We start from the raw sequence: 18,470 nt of genomic DNA on the forward strand, positions 1-18,470 counted from the left end.
TTGTTTATGGGCCGGTTGATTCAACCGCTGGACTGCCAGACTACCTCATTGTGCCGGTTCAGGAAATTGCTGTTTGCCCCGCTCGGGCCGGGCGGCAAGCAGTCGGTCGCAGAGCATCTTCAGGAAGTGACTGGTCAGCAGCTGTGCCTGGTCGACATTGTTGCCAAGTTGCTCCGACTCCTGATGGGCGCTTTCACTGCTTTGTACCGACTGGTTGCCCAACTGCAACAGGTGTTCGGCCTGTCGCTCCACTTGCAGGGCCAGCGCCGACTGTTGGCCCGAGGCTCCGGCCACTTCCCGGGCGCAATCATCGATGATGTCGATATCTTTGAGCGTGGTTTCCAAAGCCTGGCTTGCCTCGTCGGCCATCGAGGCAGTTTGCTCGCAGGCCTTGCCGCCCTCCATGATTACCCCGACAACGGTTCGGGTTTCGGCTTGCAGGTCCTCAATCATGGTGTCGATGCGCCGGGTAGACTCGTGGGTGCGTTGTGCCAGTCCCCGGATTTCATCCGCTACTACGGCAAAGCCCCGCCCGGATTCACCGGCTCGGGCAGCCTCAATGGCGGCATTCAGGGCAAGCAAGTTGGTTTGTTCTGCGATATCGGAAATTACCTCAAGCACCAGACTGATGGTGTTACTGCGCTCTGTGAGTTTTTCCATTTCCTGGTTGGCGCCCGCCAGTTGGCTGCGAAGGCTTGAGATTGCTTGATTTACACCATTCATCCGATTCTGGCACTGGTGTGCGGATTGTCGTGCGTCTGCGCTGGCCTGCTGGGTCCGGTTGGTCATCTCGTCGACCCGGTGAACGCTCTGGGCCAGTTCTTCGAACGCCCGGGTAATGCTTTCGATGCCGGTTTGCTGGCTGCGAATGCTGGCAACCGAGCTGGATACCCATTCCATCGTGCGTTGCTTGCGGCCATGCAGCACGCCGATATTGGCGTGCATCCGTGCCGACACAGCCCTGAGGGTGCTGTCACGTTTTTGTCTGTCATATTCAATCCAGGCGCCTTCATCCCGCCGGCCAGTATAAATCCAGGGCATAACCGGGTGGGCATCGCTGCCGGTCTCGCGGGCGGTTTGCATCAATGGCAGGGTCAGCCAGAACAGTACGCCAAAGACGCCCATTACCAGCGCCTGCAATGTCACCATATGGGATAACGTCAGCTCGTCTAGCCCTAACAGCAAAAGGCCGCCCGCAAGTGAGGTATACAGGCAAGCGAGCTTGGAAATCAGGGGTGGGCTGATGGCCTGAAAACGGCGCGGTAATTTGCCTTTGCTCCAGGCGGCATAGGCTTTCTCGGCGCGATGGATCTGGCCCCGGGTCGGACGCGAGCGCACCGACTGGAACTCGACCAGCTCGCCATTCTTGAGAATGGGCGTGACATAGGCGTCCACCCAGTAGTGGTCGCCGTTTTTGCAGCGATTCTTGACGAGGCCGCGCCAGGATTCTCCAGCCTGAATGGTTTGCCACATATTGGCAAAGGCTTCCCGAGGCATGTCCGGATGGCGGATCATGTTATGAGGCTGACCGACCAGTTCATCAACTGTGAACCCTGCAACTTCTGCAAATTCATCGTTAGCCGCGGTGATCTTGCCTTTCAGGTCCGTGGTGGTGATCAGGTGGTATTGAGCGGGAAAGTCGCGCTCTTTGCCGGTGACCGGTTCATTCCTGCGCATGGATCTCTCCTTTGACCTTTTATAGTTATAGCTTGGATACTATCGACCTGTCGCTATGCGCGGGGTATCCCTATATTGCAAATTGCCAAATACGAGTCACATTTTTCTACTTCTTTGGTCAAAGGTCGGGGGGTTTTGCAGAATATGGATAGGTTTGCGACAGTTTGAATCTATGCTGGGTCGAAAGCCTGTTGTTACCGCAGGCCCGGCACGAAAGGAACCATAACGATGCAGGCATTGAGAGAACAGGATTTCAAAGCGTTGGTGGACAACCACCCCAGAGCCATCATGCTGGCCACGCCGGATGCCAGGATTGCCTACGTCAATCAAATGTTCGAGGCAGTGACCGGCTACCCACGAGAGGAAGTCGTTGGGCAGAGGCCATCGGTGCTGAGTTCCGGACTGCATTCGCCAGAGTTCTATCAGACCATGTGGTGCAGCCTGAACCAGACCGGGTGCTGGGAGGGGTTGATCTGGAACCGGCGTAAAAATGGTGAGAACTATCCCCAGTGGCTTAACATCTACCCGGTAGATTGTCAGGGGCAGAGGCTGTTTGCCGGCGTGTTTATGGATGTCGGTGAGTTGACGGCCAATAACGAGCGCCTGGCAGCACTGGCCTACTATGACCCGCTTACTGAGCTGCCCAATCGTTCGCTGTTTCAGGAGTTTCTGAAAGCAAGAGTCGGACAACATAAGTCAGCAAGCAGGTGTTTCGCCGTGCTCTACATCGATCTGGATTTTTTTAAGTCCGTCAACGATCTGCATGGCCATGAATGTGGTGATCGAGTGCTCCAGCAGGCGGCGGCCTGTGTGAGGAGTGTGCTTCGTGAGTGCGATTTGGTTGCCCGGCTATCCGGAGACGAATTTGCAGCCATCGTTGAGCTGGAGGATGAAGCGGAGTTACCGGTGGTGTGTCAGCGCATGAGCGGGATATTCCAGGCGCCAATGCTGGTGGAGCACCGGGCGCATTTCCTGTCGGCGTCTGTGGGGGCAGCAGTGTTTCCGACACACGGGAAAACGGCTTCGGACCTGCTACAGAATGCTGACAGGGCAATGCATGCGGCCAAGCGCTCGGGGCGCGCCTGCTACCGGATATACAGTGCCGTGGATGGTGAAGAAGGGCAGTTCCAGCAGCGTTTGTCTGCAGCGCTGATTGCCTCGCTCAAGGTGGCTCCGGAGGAGTTTGCCGTGGTCTATCAGCCGCAGTACGATCTGGCAACTGGTGCCATGGTTGGGCTGGAAGCCCTGATGCGCTGGTGCCACCCGGAACTCGGGGCAGTGTCGCCCGCAGATTTTGTTCCGGTGGCAGAGCAGCGTGGCCACATTCATGAACTCACAGAACAGCTCGTGAGGCATATCATGGCGGACTTTGAGCGATGCGAAATCGGGTGGGGTAATGGGCTCCGGTTGGCAATCAATATTTCCGCCCGGCAGATTTCGGACGGGCGGCTGGAGTCGCTGCTGGAACCCTTTTTCTCCTCGATCCGGTCGGCTGGCTGGTTGCCGGAGATCGAGCTCACCGAAACCCACCTGATGAACCTGTCGCGGGCCTGTCTGGCCAAGCTCAAAAGCTTTGGGGACGGGGGCATCCGGGTGGCCATCGACGATTTTGGCACCGGATACTCGTCGTTAGCCTATCTCCACACCTTGCCGGTGCACGTGTTGAAAATTGATCGCCAGTTTGTCCAGCGTTTGGGGGCGGACGGCCATGACTCCCGGATTGTCTCCGCCATTCTGGCGATTGCGGAGGCCTTGAATCTGGAAGTGGTGGCAGAAGGGATAGAAACCGAGACCCAGCGGACCCTGCTTCGAGACCTGAATTGTCATCGCGGGCAAGGCTATCTGATGGCCAGGCCACAGCCGCTGGCCGAATTGGCACTGGGATGATTGTCCGGTCAGCTTGATAAGTGTCAAAAAAAACGGATTTTGTGTGCAGTTATCGGGTATTTTGCAAGATTTGGCTAGGGCTTTGCGCGCCGGTATCTTAAAACGGCAGGCTCACTCATTGCCTCGTTGAGCTGTATGCGAACCCTCAATGCCAACCCTGAACTGGAAGCCTATCTGCGCCTGAATAATGCCGGGTGTGAGGAGTGGCTTGCCGCCATTGCACAATTGCTGGCTTGCCCCCAGGCAGAATGTCGCCTGCCCCGCCCGCAGGCAGTTGTGGGCTCGCTGTCGGCATTGGCGGTGGAGGCCGGGATCGTCTGCGTTCTGGATGTGTCCCAGGATATGGAGTTGCATGGGTGCCTTGTGTCCCAGACCCTTTTGGTGAACGCCATTCAGGGCCATAGCGAGATAACCCTGCAGGACGGTTCCCGGCTTCCAACCTTTCCACTGGCCATGATTCCCGCCGGGCAGCAATTTACGTTGCGGGCGGCTGAGGGCAGCCGTGTGGTGCTGGTCTATCCGGTTAATCAGGCTGTGCCGGCCTGGCCGAAGCCAGGGCTGGAAGTCGCCCTCGCGGGCCATATCCATCGGTTCCTGCTGCGCTCAAACTATTTTCAGGATCACCAGCACGCCAGCAACGAAACCCTGGCGTTGTTTGACCGGCTGGAACAGCAGTTGGTCTCAGGGCAGGTCGACCTTCCTGAGGACCTGCCGGTGCTGGACCGGCGGCTGGTTCGGGTGATTGAGAAAATTCGCAGCGAGCGTGACTGGGAGTTCGATCTTCAGGCTTTGGCTCAACATTCTGGTGCCAGTGAACGGAATCTCTATTACCTGATGAAACGGGAAACCGGCATGACCCCATACCGCCTCTACCAGCGATGCCGGCTGATCCGAGTGCGCCGGCGCCTGGTGGATTGTCAGTGCGATGTGCCTCATATCTCCTGGTACGCCGCTGACGAGGGGTTCTCCCATTTGGGAAGGTTTGCCGCGCTGTACCGGGAACACTTCGGCGAACTGCCCAGCGAAACCGTCCAGTGGCGGCGGAGACTCCGGGAGCAGCCGGTGGTTGAGCCAGCCCGGTGGGCGATAACCTGATACAACAAAGCCCGCGGGGATGCTCCGTCGCGGGCTTTGTTTCGTGTGGTCAGTGGCTTCCGGTAGTGGCTGCTCCTTTCTGGTTACCGTCTTCTTCTGCGTATTCATCGGCGGCGGAGCCGTGATGATCCCGGGCCAGCAGAATGTAGAACGCCGGCAGCACGAAGATGGTAAACAGGGTGCCGATACCCAGCCCGGCACTGATGGTCAGGCCGATGGCAAACCGGCTTTGGGCGCCCGGGCCCACGGCGATCAGCAGTGGCACCATGGCAAAGATCAGGGCCAGAGAGGTCATAATGATGGGGCGCAGGCGAATGGCCGCCGCCTCAATCACCGCGTCCACCTTGTTCAAGCCCCTCTCTTTCTGCAGCAGGTTGGCGAACTCCACGATCAGAATGCCGTTCTTCGACACCACACCAATCAGGGTGATCAGCCCCACCTGGGTGTAAATGTTCATGGAGGCAAAGCCCAGCACGATAAACGCCATGGCACCGGCGACGGACATGGGCACCGACACCAGGATGATGAACGGGTCGCGCCAGCTCTCGAACTGCGCTGCCAGTACCAGATAGATGACCAGCAGTGACAGGAAGAACGTCACCATCAGGGCACTGCCCTGAGTGGCCAACTGCCGGGACTCACCGGTGTAATCGAAACTGAAGCCCTGGGGGAACACTTCTGCGGCTGTCTGCTCCATGAAGTCCATGGCTGTGCCGGCCGCCACGCCGGGCATGACAACGCCCTGCAGGGTCAGCGAATTGAGCTGGTTGAACTGGGTCCGGTTGGAGGGCTCCACATCTTCACTGAAGCTGACCACGCTGGACAACGGCACCAACTGGCCGTTGCCGGCACGAATGTAGTAGTCGTCCAGGGCTTCACGGCTGGCGCGGAAGTCGTTACCCACCTGTGGAATGACCTGGTAGGAGCGGCCCTCCATATTGAAGCGGTTGACGTAGCCGCCGCTGAGCATGCTGGCCAGTGACTGGCCCACGTCACGCATGGACAGCCCCAAGTCTGCTACCCGGTCACGATCCACGTTGATGCGGGTAACCGGCTTGTCGAAGTTGATGGACTTCTGCAGGAACATGAAGTTACCGCTCTGCATGGCTTTACCCAGCAGTTCGTCCGCCACTTCATCCAGTTGCTCGTATCCGCCACCGGTGGTGATGACAAACTGGAATGGCAGGCCGCCACCGGAGCCCGGCAGTGCCGGCAAAGGAAACACCGCGGTTTGCAGGCCGGTGACTTTCTTCAGTTCCGCATCCAGCATGGGCTGGACTTCAAACTGGCTGATCTCCCGCTCACTCCAGGGCGCCAACTTGAAGCCGCCGAACACCGCATTCGGGCTAGTAATGCCCAGAATCATGAAGTCTTCGTTGTAGCCGGGCACGCCCGACATCCGCTGCTGCACTTCCTGGCCGTGATCAAACAGGTAATCCAGCGTTGAGGTTTGAGGCCCCAGCCCCTGGTAGAACAGGATGCCCTGGTCCTCGGTGGGGGCCAACTCATTCTGGCTCATCATCACCATGAAGTAGATGGAACCGAGCACCACGACGGCAAAGAATACTACCACCGATTTGGTCTGCATCAGTGAGGTGAGGGCCCCTTTGTAAAGGTTGGCCAGTCCGTTGAAGCTTTTCTCCACCAGTTGTTCGAACCTGCCTGGGTTGCCGTGGGGTTTCAGCACCTTGCCCGAGAGCATGGGGGACAGGGTTAGGGCGACAATGCCGGAAATGACGACTGTGCCCGCCAGCGTGAAGGCAAATTCGGTAAACAGGGAGCCCACCAGGCCGCCCATGAAACCGATCGGGGCGTACACCGCCACCAATGTGGTGGTCATCGCGATGATCGGTGTGGCCATCTCGCGGGCGCCGTGGAGGGCGGCGTCAAACCTGGATTCGCCCTGTTCGATGTGCCGGTGCACGTTTTCCACCATGATAATGGCATCATCCACCACCAGCCCGATGGCCAGAACCAGGGAGAGCAGGGTCAGCAAGTTCAGGGAGAAACCGAACATCAGCATGATAAAGGCACCGCCAATCAGCGACAGCGGCACGGCGACGGAAGGCACGATGGCTGCGCGAATGGAGCCCAGGCAAAGGAACACCACCACAAGCACAATCAGCATGGCTTCGAGTAGAGTGGCGATCACTTCGTTGATGGAGTCTTCAATAAAGTCTGATGCATCGTAGGCGAGGCGCACGTCCAGCCCGCTGGGTAGCTGGCTTTCAATGTCGGGCAGCTCGTCTTTTACCAGGCCGGCCACGGTCAGCGGGTTGGCGCCGGGGGCCAGTTCAATGGCCACGTAGGTGGCGGGTTCGCCCTTGTAAAGCGCCAGCTGATTGTAAGTTTGAGAGCCAAGCTCCACCTCGGCAATGTCCCGCAACCGAATCAGGGTACCGTTTTGCTGCTTGACCACCAGGTCTCGGAAGGCTTCCGGATCTGCAATGTCGGTATCACTGGTCAGGGCAATCTCGGTGTATTTGCCCCGGGTGGTCCCCACAGCCGCCTGGTAGTTGTTGGCCCGTAACTTATCCGCCACCTCGACCGGAGTCAGATCTACCGCCGCCAGTCGTTCCGGGTCCAGCCACACCCGCAGGGCGAAGGTGCGCCCCAGCAACTGGGCCTTGCCAACCCCGGCCAGCGCCTGCAGTTTAGGCTGCACCACCCGACTCAGGTAGTCGGTGATCTGCGGCACGTCCAGCTCGGTGCTGTAAAACGCGATATACATCAGAGCGTTGTCATCGCCTGTGCTGGAAGTGATGACGGGATCTTCGGCATCGCCCGGCAGCACGTTGCGCTGGCTGGCCACTTTCGACTGGATCTCAGCCAGGGCAGCGTTGGCGTCGTAGTTCAGAACCATCTTGGCCTCGATGGTGGAGACGCCCTGGGAGCTGGTGGAACTCAGGTAATCGATGCCGCTGGCTTCCGCAATCGCTTGCTGCAGAGGCGTGGTAATAAAGCCCTTGATCAGGTCTGAACTGGCACCCGGGTACGCGGTGGTCACGGTTACCGTAGTGCTTTCCAGTTTCGGGTACTGGCGGATTTCCATTTCCATGGCGGCCCGGGCACCGATCAGCAGAATCAGCAGGCTGACCACGGTGGCCAGGACCGGCCGGTGGACAAATATGTCGGTGAATTTCATTACTCAGACGCCTCCCGGCCGGACTCGTCCTGGATTTCCACACGCTGGCCCGCCCGCAGCCTCAGCAGGCCCTTGGCCACAACCGTTTCGCCGGCCTCCAGACCAGACAGCACCGCCGCCCGCTCATTACGTACTTCACCCGTGGTAACTGAACGCCGGCTTACGATCAGCTCGCCGTCGTCGTTGTCTTCAACAATGAACACGAAGTTGCCATAGGTGTTGTAGGAGATGGCGGTTCTCGGCACGGTGACCACTTCGTTGTCTCGTGGTTGGCCGGTCTGAATCGTTGCGAACATGCCTGGCCGCAGCTTGCCGTCCTGGTTGTCCAGAGTGGCGCGAATGCGAACAGTGCGGGTTTCCGGGTTAACGGAGGTATTGATTGCGCTGATTTCACCGGTAAATTCTTCATCTTTCACGGCGGCAACGGTAACCGAAACCGGATAACCCCGATCAATCTCGGCCAGGTACTTTTCAGACAGGGTGTAGTCCACGTAGATCGGGTGCAGCATGTTGATCTCAACAATCGGTGTGCCGGTGGCAATGTACTGGCCCTGGTCCACCATGCGGATGCCCAGGGTGCCATCGAAGGGTGCCCGTATCACCTTCTTGCTCAGTTGTGCCTCGGCTTCGTTTACCCGGGCACGGGCCGCATCGTAATTGGCTTTGGATTCATCATACTGGGATTGGGAGACGGCGCGCCTGGGCAGTAGGTCTGATACCCGTTTGAACTCCTGCTCGGCCAGCTGGGCCTCGGCGCGGCGAGTGCGCAGGGCCGCTTCGTCGATGGCGGCGTCCAGGCGGATCAGCACGTCGCCTTTCTGGACGGTGTCGCCAGATTCAAAGTTTATGCTTTCAATGACCCCGGGCACCTCGTTGGCCACCTCAATGCCATTGATCGCCTCAACACTGCCCACTGCCTTGATGCTGGGTTGCCAGTTTTCGGTGGTGGCGTCAGTAACGGAAATGATGGCCGGCGGCTGCGGCTGGGAGAACATTTCCTGCATCTGGCCAAATTCGTAGAATTTGTAACCAAAGATGCCGCCAAGGACGACACCCAAGAAAATGATAACGATGACAAAACGGGATGCGGTGCGCATAGGTCTGTTCCTGGGGCTAGGGTTCCTGGTGCTGATAACGTCGCCGGGATGGGAAGGCTGACAGCTGTCCTTGCGCATCAGTGTACGGCGATTGTGCCGGCGCGTGCTGCGAAGAGCGCCGGCTAGACGATAAACAATAGGATGCTACAAAAAGCATCTGGATTTGTCATTAGTTTGCCGCGAAAACGCGGTAAAACTACTGCGCGTTGAGTACGTGGAAATGGCCTGGACAGATTTCTGTCGCCTTTGTCTTTGTTTATCCGGCATGCCTGGCGCAATAGTATAGACGTGTTATCTGTTATGCTCCGGTCACGATGTGAACGGGTGAGAGGATCGAATGCAGCTAATTCTCGGCCTGGCCCTGGCGGCGGCCGTGTTTATCATTCTGAAGAAATGGGGTGCCCTGTCACCGGAAGGCCAGAAAGCCGCCATATGGAAGGCCGTTCTGGTGGTGGGCGGCGCCCTGTTGTTGTTTATGGTGCTGACCGGGCGGGTGCATGTGCTGACGGCGGCGGTTGCGGCGATCATTCCGTTGCTGCGCAAGCTGCCGGCGCTGTTGAAGTTTGCCCCCCTGGTGCGCCGGGCGATGGGCGATAACGAAGGGCCAGCTCCGGGTGGAGCGTCGGGTGCCGGAGCCAGTGTCGCGGCTCAGGGCCCGATGACCGAACAGGAAGCCTGTGACATCCTCGGTGTAAAGCCCGGCTGCAGCCGGGAAGATGTAACCGCCGCCCACCGCCGCCTGATGCTCAAGGTGCACCCGGACCGGGGCGGGAACGATTACCTGGCGGCCAAGCTCAACGAGGCCCGGGACCTGCTGCTCGGCAAACGGGCAGCGTGATCAGGGCAGAATGTCGACCTTTACATCCACCGACTGGTTTTCAGACCGGTTGCCTGTCACCCGGTAAGTAATGCCATCCTGCCGGTGGCTCTGGGACGTGCGGGTGCCGCCCAGGGACACCCATTGACCGGGTTCGACCCGTCGAATGGTCATCAGGGCTTCGGTTTCATAGCCCTGGATACTGGCTGGATCTTCTTCAAACGACACGATGTTCAGCTCTACCGCTTGGTCGGATATGGCCTGGGGCGTCACGATAAAGCCGCTGCGGGTTTCTACCTGTTCGAGTATCGCCGCCGGGTTGCGCCCGCCCTGTACCGCAAACGGTATGGTGCGCACATTGCCGGAGGTGATGTGGGCGGACTGGCCATCCTGAACCACCAGTTGCCGTTCGGTGTTCGAATTGGTGGTGATGGTGCGGCGCTCGATATTGGCGCCGGCCCGGTTGTCGGAGATCGTCACACCACCACCGGACTGCTTGCCACCGATGTCCTGCCGGTAGCGAACGCTGATGCGCATCTGCACGGGCGGTACGTCGATGGACTCAATCAACATCCCGATCTCATCCAGTAATCCGGGCTCCCCACGAACCACCAGTTGCTGGCCCCGGGCGGACACCGAGACGGGAGCCTGCTGATAGAGTTCTTTAATCTGGCTGGCAACGTCGGCAGAGGTGCGGTTGTTGAGCTGGTAAACGCGAGACTCCTGGGCGAGGGCAAGGGTTGAAAACAGGGCAAACACCAGTGCCAACAGGCTGGTTGTGATGGAGCGGGTCATGCGTTCAGTCATCTGGGCCTCCGGAGCCGTTACACATACCCGCCAAAAATATTCCGGATTGCGGGTTGCCAATCTGAAAACCGCGGGGTTATAGTGAAAAGCATGAAGACCCTACACGCAGCCTGTCAATTGAATGTTCTGAAAGCTTTCGGTGAGAAACTGAAGGCTGCAGGTTCTGCTGTGTATTTTTGGTGGTTTGGTTATGGCTTTTATTTTAGCCAGAGCCCGGGCCGCCCGTAAGATCTTCATCGACCGAATTTAACGAGGAAGGCAGCCCGGCAAGCAACCCAGGCTGCCACCGGACTCCAAAAAGCCCCGACTGGTAGCCCAGCCGGGGCTTTTTTGATTCTGACACAGGGAAACAGGAACACAGACATGAACATGCCGCTGAAATCCGAAACGCTGGGCGAGCAAATTGCAAGTGCTTGCCAGCACCGACAGGAAGCCACACTGCCAACGGCGGGCGAGTTGCGCCAGCAGTTTCCTGCCGGTGAGCACCTGGTTCGGGCCATAGCCAGTTACCGTGAGCAGATCCGCGCCGTGCTGCACGGTCAGGACGACCGGACCCTGATCGTGATGGGCCCGTGTTCGATTCACGATGAGCAGGCCGCTCTGGATTACGCCACCCGTCTGAAAACCCTGGCGGACGAGGTGAGTGATCGCTTCCTGATTGTGATGCGCGCCTACCTGGAAAAACCACGCACCACGGTCGGCTGGAAAGGCCTTCTGTACGATCCTGAGCGCACGGGCCAGGGCGATCTGAAGCAGGGTCTGGAGCGCTCCCGCAAGCTTCTGCTGGCCTTGTCTGAGCTGGGCCTGCCGCTGGCGACGGAAGCCCTGAGCCCGTTCATGATGGATTACCTGGGCGACCTGGTGAGCTGGACTGCCATCGGTGCCCGCACCACCGAATCCCAGATCCACCGGGAAATGGTCAGCGGCTTGCCCATGCCCACTGGCTTCAAGAACGGTACCGACGGCGGCATTACCGTGGCCAGCCATGCCATGAAGTCTGCTGCTCACCCGCACCATCACATGGGCATCTCCCACAGTGGCGCACCGGTGATGATCTCCACTGCCGGCAACCCGGATACCCACCTGGTACTGCGCGGTGGCCGGGGCGTGACCAACTACGATGAACTGAGTATTGCCAAGGCCGTGGCGGAACTGGAGAAAGCCGGCGTGTCGACCGCAGTGATGGTGGACTGCAGCCACGACAACGCCTGCAAACAGGCCGAGCGGCAAGTAGACATTGCCCGTGAAGTGCTGGCCCAGAAGCGCAGCGGCAACCGGCACATCAAGGGGCTGATGCTGGAGAGCTTCCTGGAATTCGGCCGGCAGGACGACAGCGACAACCTGCTCTACGGTTGCTCCATCACCGATCCGTGCCTGGGCTGGGAGCAGACGGAGGCTCTGATCCGCTCACTGTAGACAGCAACAGCTGCCCGGCCAGCAGCACCAGGATGCCCCCCATGGCCCGGTCGAGCCAGTGTCCGAACCGGTTGAAACCCCGGCGGACACGGGGGTGGGTAAAGAACACCGCCACCATGGCAAACCACAGGCCGGTCGCCAGTGCCATATAGAGTCCGTAGCCCGCCTGTAACAGTACCGGTGTGCCGGGGTTGATGATCACCGAAAACAGCGATACGAAGAACAGTGTGGCCTTGGGGTTCAGAACGTTGGTCAGGAAACCCAGCCGGAACGCTGCCCATCCTGTCTGCACCTTGCCGCCTCTGGCATCCACGTGAATACCGCCGGGTTTGGCGCGCAGGCAATGCCAGGCAATCCACAACAGGTACAGCGCACCAATGATCTTCAGCACGGTGAACAGCATCACCGACTGCTGGATAAGCAAGCCAATACCCAGCAGGGAATAACCAACATGCAGAAGTATGCCAAGGCCAATACCCACGGCACTGAACAGGGCATTGCGCCGGGATTGGGTTAGCGCCTGGCGCAGCATGATGGCAAAGTCCGGGCCCGGGCTGGCCACGGCCAACAGATGAACCAGCGCCACCGTCATGAATTCCAGCCAGTAATTCTGCACCTGATATCTCCGGGTAATGTGAATATTGCGTCAGGCTCCCGACTAAACCCACAAACACCAAGGGATTTTTTGCCGGCTTCACCTGTCAGGCAATGATAAGGTTTCTATACTTTCAGTTGAATTGCCGAATTCTAGCTTACCGGGAGGCAAAATGAACAAGCGTGAAGTGGATGTGGCCATTATCGGTGCCGGGACTGCCGGCATGGTGGCGTATCAGCGGGTTCGCAAAGTCACCGACCGGGTTGTGCTGATAGAGGGTGAACAATACGGCACAACCTGCGCCCGGGTGGGCTGTATGCCCAGCAAATTGCTGATTGCGGCGGCGGAACGGGCCCACGACCTGAGCACCGCTGATAGCTTCGGGGTACTGGCGGGAGACGTGCGCATTGACGGCCGGCTGGTCATGGAGCGGGTGCGTGCAGAGCGGGACAACTTTGTGGCCCCGGTCGTCCGTTCCATGGAAAAGCTGCCGGAGGAACACCGGCTGATGGGCCATGCCCGGTTTGTCGACAGCCATCGCCTGGTGGTAGGTGAACACACCGAGGTGCACGCCGATCGCATCATCATTGCCACCGGCTCCCGGCCCAACGTACCGGGTATTCTGAAAGAAGCGAAAGACCGACTCATCGTTAATGACGATGTCTTTGACTGGCAGGATCTGCCGGAGTCTGTGGCGGTATTCGGCCCCGGCGTTATCGGCCTGGAATTGGGTCAGGCACTGAGCCGGTTGGGCGTACGGGTGCGCCTGTTTGGCATGAGTGGAGGTATTGGTGGCCTTCGGGACGAGAAGATCCGTGATTATGCCAAAGGTGTGTTCGGGGAAGAACTGGCACTGAGCTTGAGCGCCGAGACCCGCCGGGTCGAGCGCACCGAAGGCGGTGTTCACGTCACCTGGCTGGAGAACGGCGAGGAGCATCAGGACACCTATGATTACCTGCTGGCGGCCACCGGCCGCCGTCCCAATGTGGATAACCTGGACATCCAGAACGCGGGTATTGAGCTGGATGACCGGGGCATGCCGGAGTTTGACCCCTACACTCTGCGCTGTGGCGACAGCCATATCTTCATCGCCGGAGACGTGAACAACCATCGGCCTCTGTTGCATGAGGCCGCTGATGAAGGGCGGATCGCCGGTGACAACGCTGCAGCGTATCCCGAGGTACGGACCGGCCTGCGCAAAACACCGCTTGCCGTGGTGTTCAGTGACCCGCAGATTGCCTCAGTCGGGCTGACCCTGCATCAGGTGGATGAGAAGTGCCAGGGTTGTTTCGCCGTGGGTGAGGTGAGCTTTGAAAATCAGGGGCGCAGTAAGGTGATTGGCAAAAACCGGGGGCTGCTGAGAGTGTATGGTGAACACGGCAGTGGTTTGTTCATGGGCGCCGAGATGTTTGGCCCTGCTGCGGAACATATTGCCCATCTCCTGGCCTGGTCGGCGCAGCAGCGTATGACGGTAAGCCAGATGCTGGAAATGCCTTATTACCACCCGGTGATCGAGGAGGGGCTGCGCACCGCGCTGAAAGACCTGAATCGTAAACTGAAGCTGGGACCGGAGCCCGCAGAGGGTTGTATGGACTGTGGGCCGGGTGTCTGACCCGTCCCACAGTTGATCTGAATCAGCGGCTTTGGACCATAATTTATCGTATGGTCAAAGCGTTAGCGGTTGCATTTCGCTGATGGCGCGCCCATATCTTCTCATGGAAGAAGTAAGCAACGGTGTTAATGGCTGGTTCCACCATGGCAATCAGGCTGCCGATCAGAATGTCACCGGTCAGCAGATAGGCTACAGAGAACGCCACCACAAAGTGAGTGATTGCAAAGGTGATGGTTTTCATCAGTGACTGGTCACCTGCGGCACTGTGATTGTGAACAAACAGCTTCAGCGCACTCATGATCAACTCCATAACTAGAAGGGCTATGGAGTCATTAAAGATCAAACGATAATTGTTTCCAAATAGATCTTATGCTTGCCTTTGATAGTGAAGGGCTATTAGTTTTGCTTTTTCCATATAATCTATCGCTATCGCAGGTATTGAAGAACTAAACTTCAGCTATAGCCAGTGAGTGAATAGAGTAAGCGTCAACAAATCCCAAACGTGAATCAGGAGGTTCAAGATGGGTAAGAACTTTATTGGACTGGATACCGAAAAAACCCAGAAGCTGGCAGACTCGCTCAACGAGCTTCTGTCCAATTACCAGATCTTCTATATGAACGTTCGCGGTTATCACTGGAACATCAAGGGCGATAACTTCTTTGAACTTCACGCCAAGTTTGAAGAACTCTACGATGATCTTCTGCTGAAAATCGACGAAATTGCCGAGCGGGTACTGACTCTTGGACACCGCCCGGCCCATGCTTACAGCACTTACATCGAAAAGTCTGATGTGCCCGAGCGCAAAGATGTGTCTGACGGCAAAGAAGCCGTGGGCAACATCGTAGAAAGCTTTGGCAAGCTGATCGCCAAGCAGCGTGAACTGCTTAGCCTGGCTGGTGAGGCTGAAGACGAAGGCACGGTTGCCCTGATGAGTGACTACATCTCGCAGCAGGAAAAAACGGTGTGGATGTACCGGAGTTATCTGGGGCAGTAAGTTGTCGTAGAGTGATTCGAGTAACGCATGGTGGCACTCAGCCGCCATGCGCTGTTCACAAAACTGTCATTGTCCTGCCTTATTTCCTTCCCGATCCTGTAACAGCGGTGAAATAGGTTTCTTTGCTACCGAGTTAGATTTCTAACAAAGCAAAGGAGCGTTCTGTGCAAAAACCGAAAAATATTTTCAAACCATCACTGCTGGCAATCGGTGTCTCTGCCGTATTGTTGACCGGTTGTCTGTCGTCGAGCAATGACAACACCCCGCCACCAGAGGCGCCTCCGGCGGTCACTGGTCTGACACTCGAATTCGTCGGTCGATACAGCTCCGGTGTGTTTGGTGAAAGTGCCGCAGAGATCACCGCGTACGACTCCGCCAGCCGCAGAGCGTTTGTGGTGAATGCCCAGGAAGGGGCGCTGAACGTGCTGGATCTGAGTGACCCATCAGCACCAACCCTGCTTGATACCCTGACGGTTGGCGGTATTGCCGATAACGCCGTTGTTAACAGTGTCGCGGTCCGGAACGGACTGGTTGCTGTCGCCATCGAATCTTCACCCAAGACAGAACCGGGATTCGCTGCCCTATACGATGCTGCGACACTGTCCCTGCGCGGCTTTATAGAGGTTGGTGCTCAGCCGGATATGCTCACCTTCACCCCGGATGGCAAATACCTTCTGGTGGCCAATGAGGGCGAGCCGAGCGACGACTACCAGATTGATCCGGAAGGCTCTGTTTCCGTCATCGATGTGACTGACCCTGACAACCTGCAGGTCAGGACCGCAGATTTTACCGCCTTCAATAGCCAGAGAGCGCAGCTGGTGGCGGATGGTGTTCGGGTATTCGGGCCGGGTGCCAGTGTCGCCCAGGACATGGAGCCGGAGTACATCACAGTGAGCGCCGACAGCACCACTGCATGGGTGGCGTTGCAGGAGAACAACGCACTCGCGAAAGTGGACATCGCCTCGGCCACCATCACTGAGATCCTGCCGCTGGGCTACAAGGATCATGGCGTTGAAGGTCAGGGTCTGGATGCCAGCGATAGCAACAATGCCATCGACATCAAACCCTGGCCGGGGATTCTCGGTATGTACCATCCGGATGCCATCGCCAGCTTCAGCAGTAACGGCGAGACATACATCCTGACCGCCAACGAGGGCGATGCCCGGGCCTGGGGTGAGGATAACCCAGCCTATTGGGGGCCGGGAGATTCGGAGGACCCTGACTTTGGTGGTGACGCCAGTCAGGGCTTTGTCGAGGAAATACGATTCAAGCACTTGTTCCACAAGAGCGGTTTTGACCGCCGTGTGGGTAATGACATGCCGCCACAGCTCTACGCTCTGGCCAAAGGCGCACTGTTGAACCCCGAGGTGTTCGACTACTGCGGCGCCAGTGCCGGTGAGCCAGGCGGCTGTCGGGAAGATGAACAACTGGGCCGCCTCACGGTGACCTGGACCATGGGCTACCGTACTGATGAAAACGGCGACCCTGTAATGTTCAACACTTCCGGTGTTGAGGACCCGGTAGGTGACCGCCTGATGTATGACGCGGTTTACGCATTTGGTGGCCGCTCCCTGGCGATCTGGTCCGCTGACGGTGACCTGGTGTGGGATTCCGGCGACATGGTTGAGCAGTATCTGGCCAATGACGCCTGCATGGCCGGATCGCAGCGTGATGTCCCCTGTGCTGAGTTCTTTAACTCTAACCACAGTGCCGGGGATTCGTTCCTGAACCGCTCGGATAACAAGGGACCAGAGCCGGAAGCGGTAACAGCGGCCACCTTTGGAGATCGTACCTTTGCGTTCCTGGGCCTTGAGCGCATGGGTGGTGTCATGGTGTTTGACGTAACCAATCCGCAGTCGCCGTCTATTGTGGACTATCTGAACACCCGGGAAGAGTGGGTGATGGACCCGGAAACCAACCTGGCCATCGCCGGTGATCTGGGGGTCGAGGATATTACCGTGATTCCGGCGGACCAGTCGCCCAACGGCGAGGTGCTCTTGCTTACTGGTAATGAAGTGAGCGGCACAACAGCTGTTTACCGGGTGGTTCTGCAGTACGCAGAATGACCTGAGATCGGTTCAGCCACACGTTAAACCCCGCCCATGTGGCGGGGTTCGTCATTTCATGGGGTTAGGTGTCAGGTTTCATATAACTGACATATTTAGTTAACAAATCGTTCATAAACCATCGCCATAGTGACATCACGAAATTCAACACCGATCAATGATGATCACTGATGGAGAAGAACGTAATGAAAAAGCAATTGCTGGCACTGGCTATTGGTTCCATGGTTGTCGCTCCCGTAGCGATGGCTGACAAGGGTCCGACCGTTTACGGTAAGGTGAACGTGTCCTATGAGAATCAGGACCGTGAGCGTGCATCATTTTCCAACGACGCCTGGCGTTTGCAGAGCAATTCTTCCCGTTTGGGTGTGAAGGGTGAGCTGGACCTGAACATTGAAGATGTGGTCGCTGTTTATCAGGCTGAATATCAGATCAACGTTGATGATGGCGGCACCCCGTTCAGCCAGCGCAACATTTTCGGTGGCTTTAAGCATGCTAACGCCGGTACCCTGATTGCCGGTAACTTTGACACCCCGCTCAAGCGCGCCGAAATGGGTGTTGACCAGTTCAACGATACCCCGGGAGACATTGATTTCCTGATGGCTGGTCAGCTGCGCGCCACCAATATCATTCAGTACAGTTCTCCTAAACTGGCTGATGTACTGACCCTGAACGTAGCGTTCATTCCGGGCGAGGAATTCGACAATTCAGGCAATGCAGACATCAACGATGGCCCTGCCGATGCTATCTCTGCGTCACTGACGTTCCAGAAGGACATCTTCTACGGCGCGATCGCCTACGACTCCGAGACAACCACTCGTACTCGCGGCAGCAGCACGCCTCGCCGTTTCGTTGACTCAGACGGTGGCGCTCAGGATCCGCAGAACGACATCCTTCGATTCGTAGCGGGTGTCAATACCAGTGCCTTTGAAGCCGGTTTCCTGTATCAGTTGGCTGAAGGCGCCAACAACAACATGGAAGACACCAGCTATCTGGTCAGCGGTGCGTTCAAAACTGGAAATCTGAAGCTGAAGGCTCAGTATGGCCTGACCGAGGGCGACCTCACTGATGAAGAACGCAGCCTGTGGGCGCTGGGTGCTGACTACAAGGTTGGCAAAAACAGCAAGGTCTATGCGTTCCTGACCGAAGTTGAGGAAGACCTGAGCGAAGACAAAGACACCACCTTCGGTATTGGCTTCGACCACAAGTTTTCCATGTAATACCTTTTTCATGTCGCGTCACTTCGCCGGGCCCCGCAAGGGCC

Annotated in this window: 14 protein-coding genes; 8 read left to right on the plus strand and 6 right to left on the minus strand. The window is 57.8% G+C overall.

All coding sequences use genetic code 11. The annotated features are described in order from the left end of the window. Positions 1-45: 45 nt before the first annotated feature. Positions 46-1,677 (minus strand): methyl-accepting chemotaxis protein, encoded by a 1,632-nt coding sequence (locus tag ABIE59_RS05095; RefSeq protein WP_354444854.1) that lies wholly within the window; start codon positions 1,675-1,677, stop codon positions 46-48. A gap of 228 nt (positions 1,678-1,905) precedes the next feature. On the opposite strand from ABIE59_RS05095, the gene ABIE59_RS05100 reads away from it, so the two are divergent. Together ABIE59_RS05100 and ABIE59_RS05105 are read left to right on the plus strand one after the other, a co-directional pair. Next, positions 1,906-3,564, plus strand: coding sequence for a putative bifunctional diguanylate cyclase/phosphodiesterase (locus ABIE59_RS05100; RefSeq protein WP_354444856.1), 1,659 nt, complete (start codon positions 1,906-1,908; stop codon positions 3,562-3,564). A 276-nt stretch (positions 3,565-3,840) separates the two neighbouring features. After that, complete coding sequence (locus ABIE59_RS05105; RefSeq protein WP_502915332.1) at positions 3,841-4,659, plus strand: AraC family transcriptional regulator; 819 nt, start codon at positions 3,841-3,843, stop codon at positions 4,657-4,659. A gap of 49 nt (positions 4,660-4,708) precedes the next feature. Here ABIE59_RS05105 and ABIE59_RS05110 read toward each other — a convergent pair whose 3' ends face one another. Then, a complete protein-coding gene (locus ABIE59_RS05110) occupies positions 4,709-7,804 on the minus strand; it encodes an efflux RND transporter permease subunit (protein WP_354444860.1) in 3,096 nt (1,031 codons plus the stop codon). Beyond that, complete coding sequence (locus tag ABIE59_RS05115; RefSeq protein WP_354444862.1) at positions 7,804-8,901, minus strand: efflux RND transporter periplasmic adaptor subunit; 1,098 nt, start codon at positions 8,899-8,901, stop codon at positions 7,804-7,806. Before ABIE59_RS05115 ends, ABIE59_RS05110 begins: the two co-directional genes overlap by 1 nt. Before the next feature lie 337 nt (positions 8,902-9,238). Here ABIE59_RS05115 and ABIE59_RS05120 point away from each other — a divergent pair, with 337 nt between their 5' ends. Next, complete coding sequence (locus tag ABIE59_RS05120; protein WP_354444864.1) at positions 9,239-9,739, plus strand: DnaJ domain-containing protein; 501 nt, start codon at positions 9,239-9,241, stop codon at positions 9,737-9,739. Here the strand turns inward: ABIE59_RS05120 and ABIE59_RS05125 are convergent, their stop codons facing one another. Continuing rightward, positions 9,740-10,525, minus strand: a complete 786-nt coding sequence (locus tag ABIE59_RS05125; RefSeq protein ID WP_354444866.1) for a secretin N-terminal domain-containing protein — start codon at positions 10,523-10,525, stop codon at positions 9,740-9,742. A gap of 363 nt (positions 10,526-10,888) precedes the next feature. On the opposite strand from ABIE59_RS05125, the gene ABIE59_RS05130 reads away from it, so the two are divergent. Continuing rightward, positions 10,889-11,941, plus strand: coding sequence for a 3-deoxy-7-phosphoheptulonate synthase (locus ABIE59_RS05130; RefSeq protein ID WP_354444868.1), 1,053 nt, complete (start codon positions 10,889-10,891; stop codon positions 11,939-11,941). Here the strand turns inward: ABIE59_RS05130 and ABIE59_RS05135 are convergent. Continuing rightward, positions 11,886-12,557 (minus strand): LysE family translocator, encoded by a 672-nt coding sequence (locus tag ABIE59_RS05135; protein ID WP_354444870.1) that lies wholly within the window; start codon positions 12,555-12,557, stop codon positions 11,886-11,888. The genes ABIE59_RS05130 and ABIE59_RS05135 overlap by 56 nt on opposite strands. A 151-nt stretch (positions 12,558-12,708) precedes the next feature. Between ABIE59_RS05135 and ABIE59_RS05140 the strand changes: the two genes are divergently transcribed. Then, entirely contained in the window at positions 12,709-14,148 is a 1,440-nt protein-coding gene (locus ABIE59_RS05140; RefSeq protein WP_354444872.1) for a dihydrolipoyl dehydrogenase, read from the plus strand. Positions 14,149-14,191: 43 nt separating this feature from the next. Here the strand turns inward: ABIE59_RS05140 and ABIE59_RS05145 are convergent, their stop codons facing one another. Beyond that, positions 14,192-14,446 (minus strand): DUF2061 domain-containing protein, encoded by a 255-nt coding sequence (locus tag ABIE59_RS05145; protein ID WP_354444874.1) that lies wholly within the window; start codon positions 14,444-14,446, stop codon positions 14,192-14,194. Between the two features lie 223 nt (positions 14,447-14,669). On the opposite strand from ABIE59_RS05145, the gene ABIE59_RS05150 reads away from it, so the two are divergent. The 3 genes from ABIE59_RS05150 (at position 14,670) to ABIE59_RS05160 (ending at position 18,426) form a co-directional block, all read left to right on the plus strand. Further along, entirely contained in the window at positions 14,670-15,143 is a 474-nt protein-coding gene (locus ABIE59_RS05150) for a Dps family protein (protein ID WP_354444876.1), read from the plus strand. A gap of 164 nt (positions 15,144-15,307) precedes the next feature. Beyond that, on the plus strand, positions 15,308-17,209 hold the full coding sequence (locus tag ABIE59_RS05155; protein WP_354444878.1) for a choice-of-anchor I family protein: 1,902 nt from the start codon (positions 15,308-15,310) through the stop codon (positions 17,207-17,209). A gap of 185 nt (positions 17,210-17,394) precedes the next feature. Next, a complete protein-coding gene (locus ABIE59_RS05160) occupies positions 17,395-18,426 on the plus strand; it encodes a porin (protein WP_354444880.1) in 1,032 nt (343 codons plus the stop codon). Positions 18,427-18,470: the final 44 nt, after the last annotated feature.

The sequence above is a fragment of the Marinobacter sp. MBR-99 genome (genome assembly GCF_040547575.1).
Taxonomy (GTDB): domain Bacteria; phylum Pseudomonadota; class Gammaproteobacteria; order Pseudomonadales; family Oleiphilaceae; genus Marinobacter.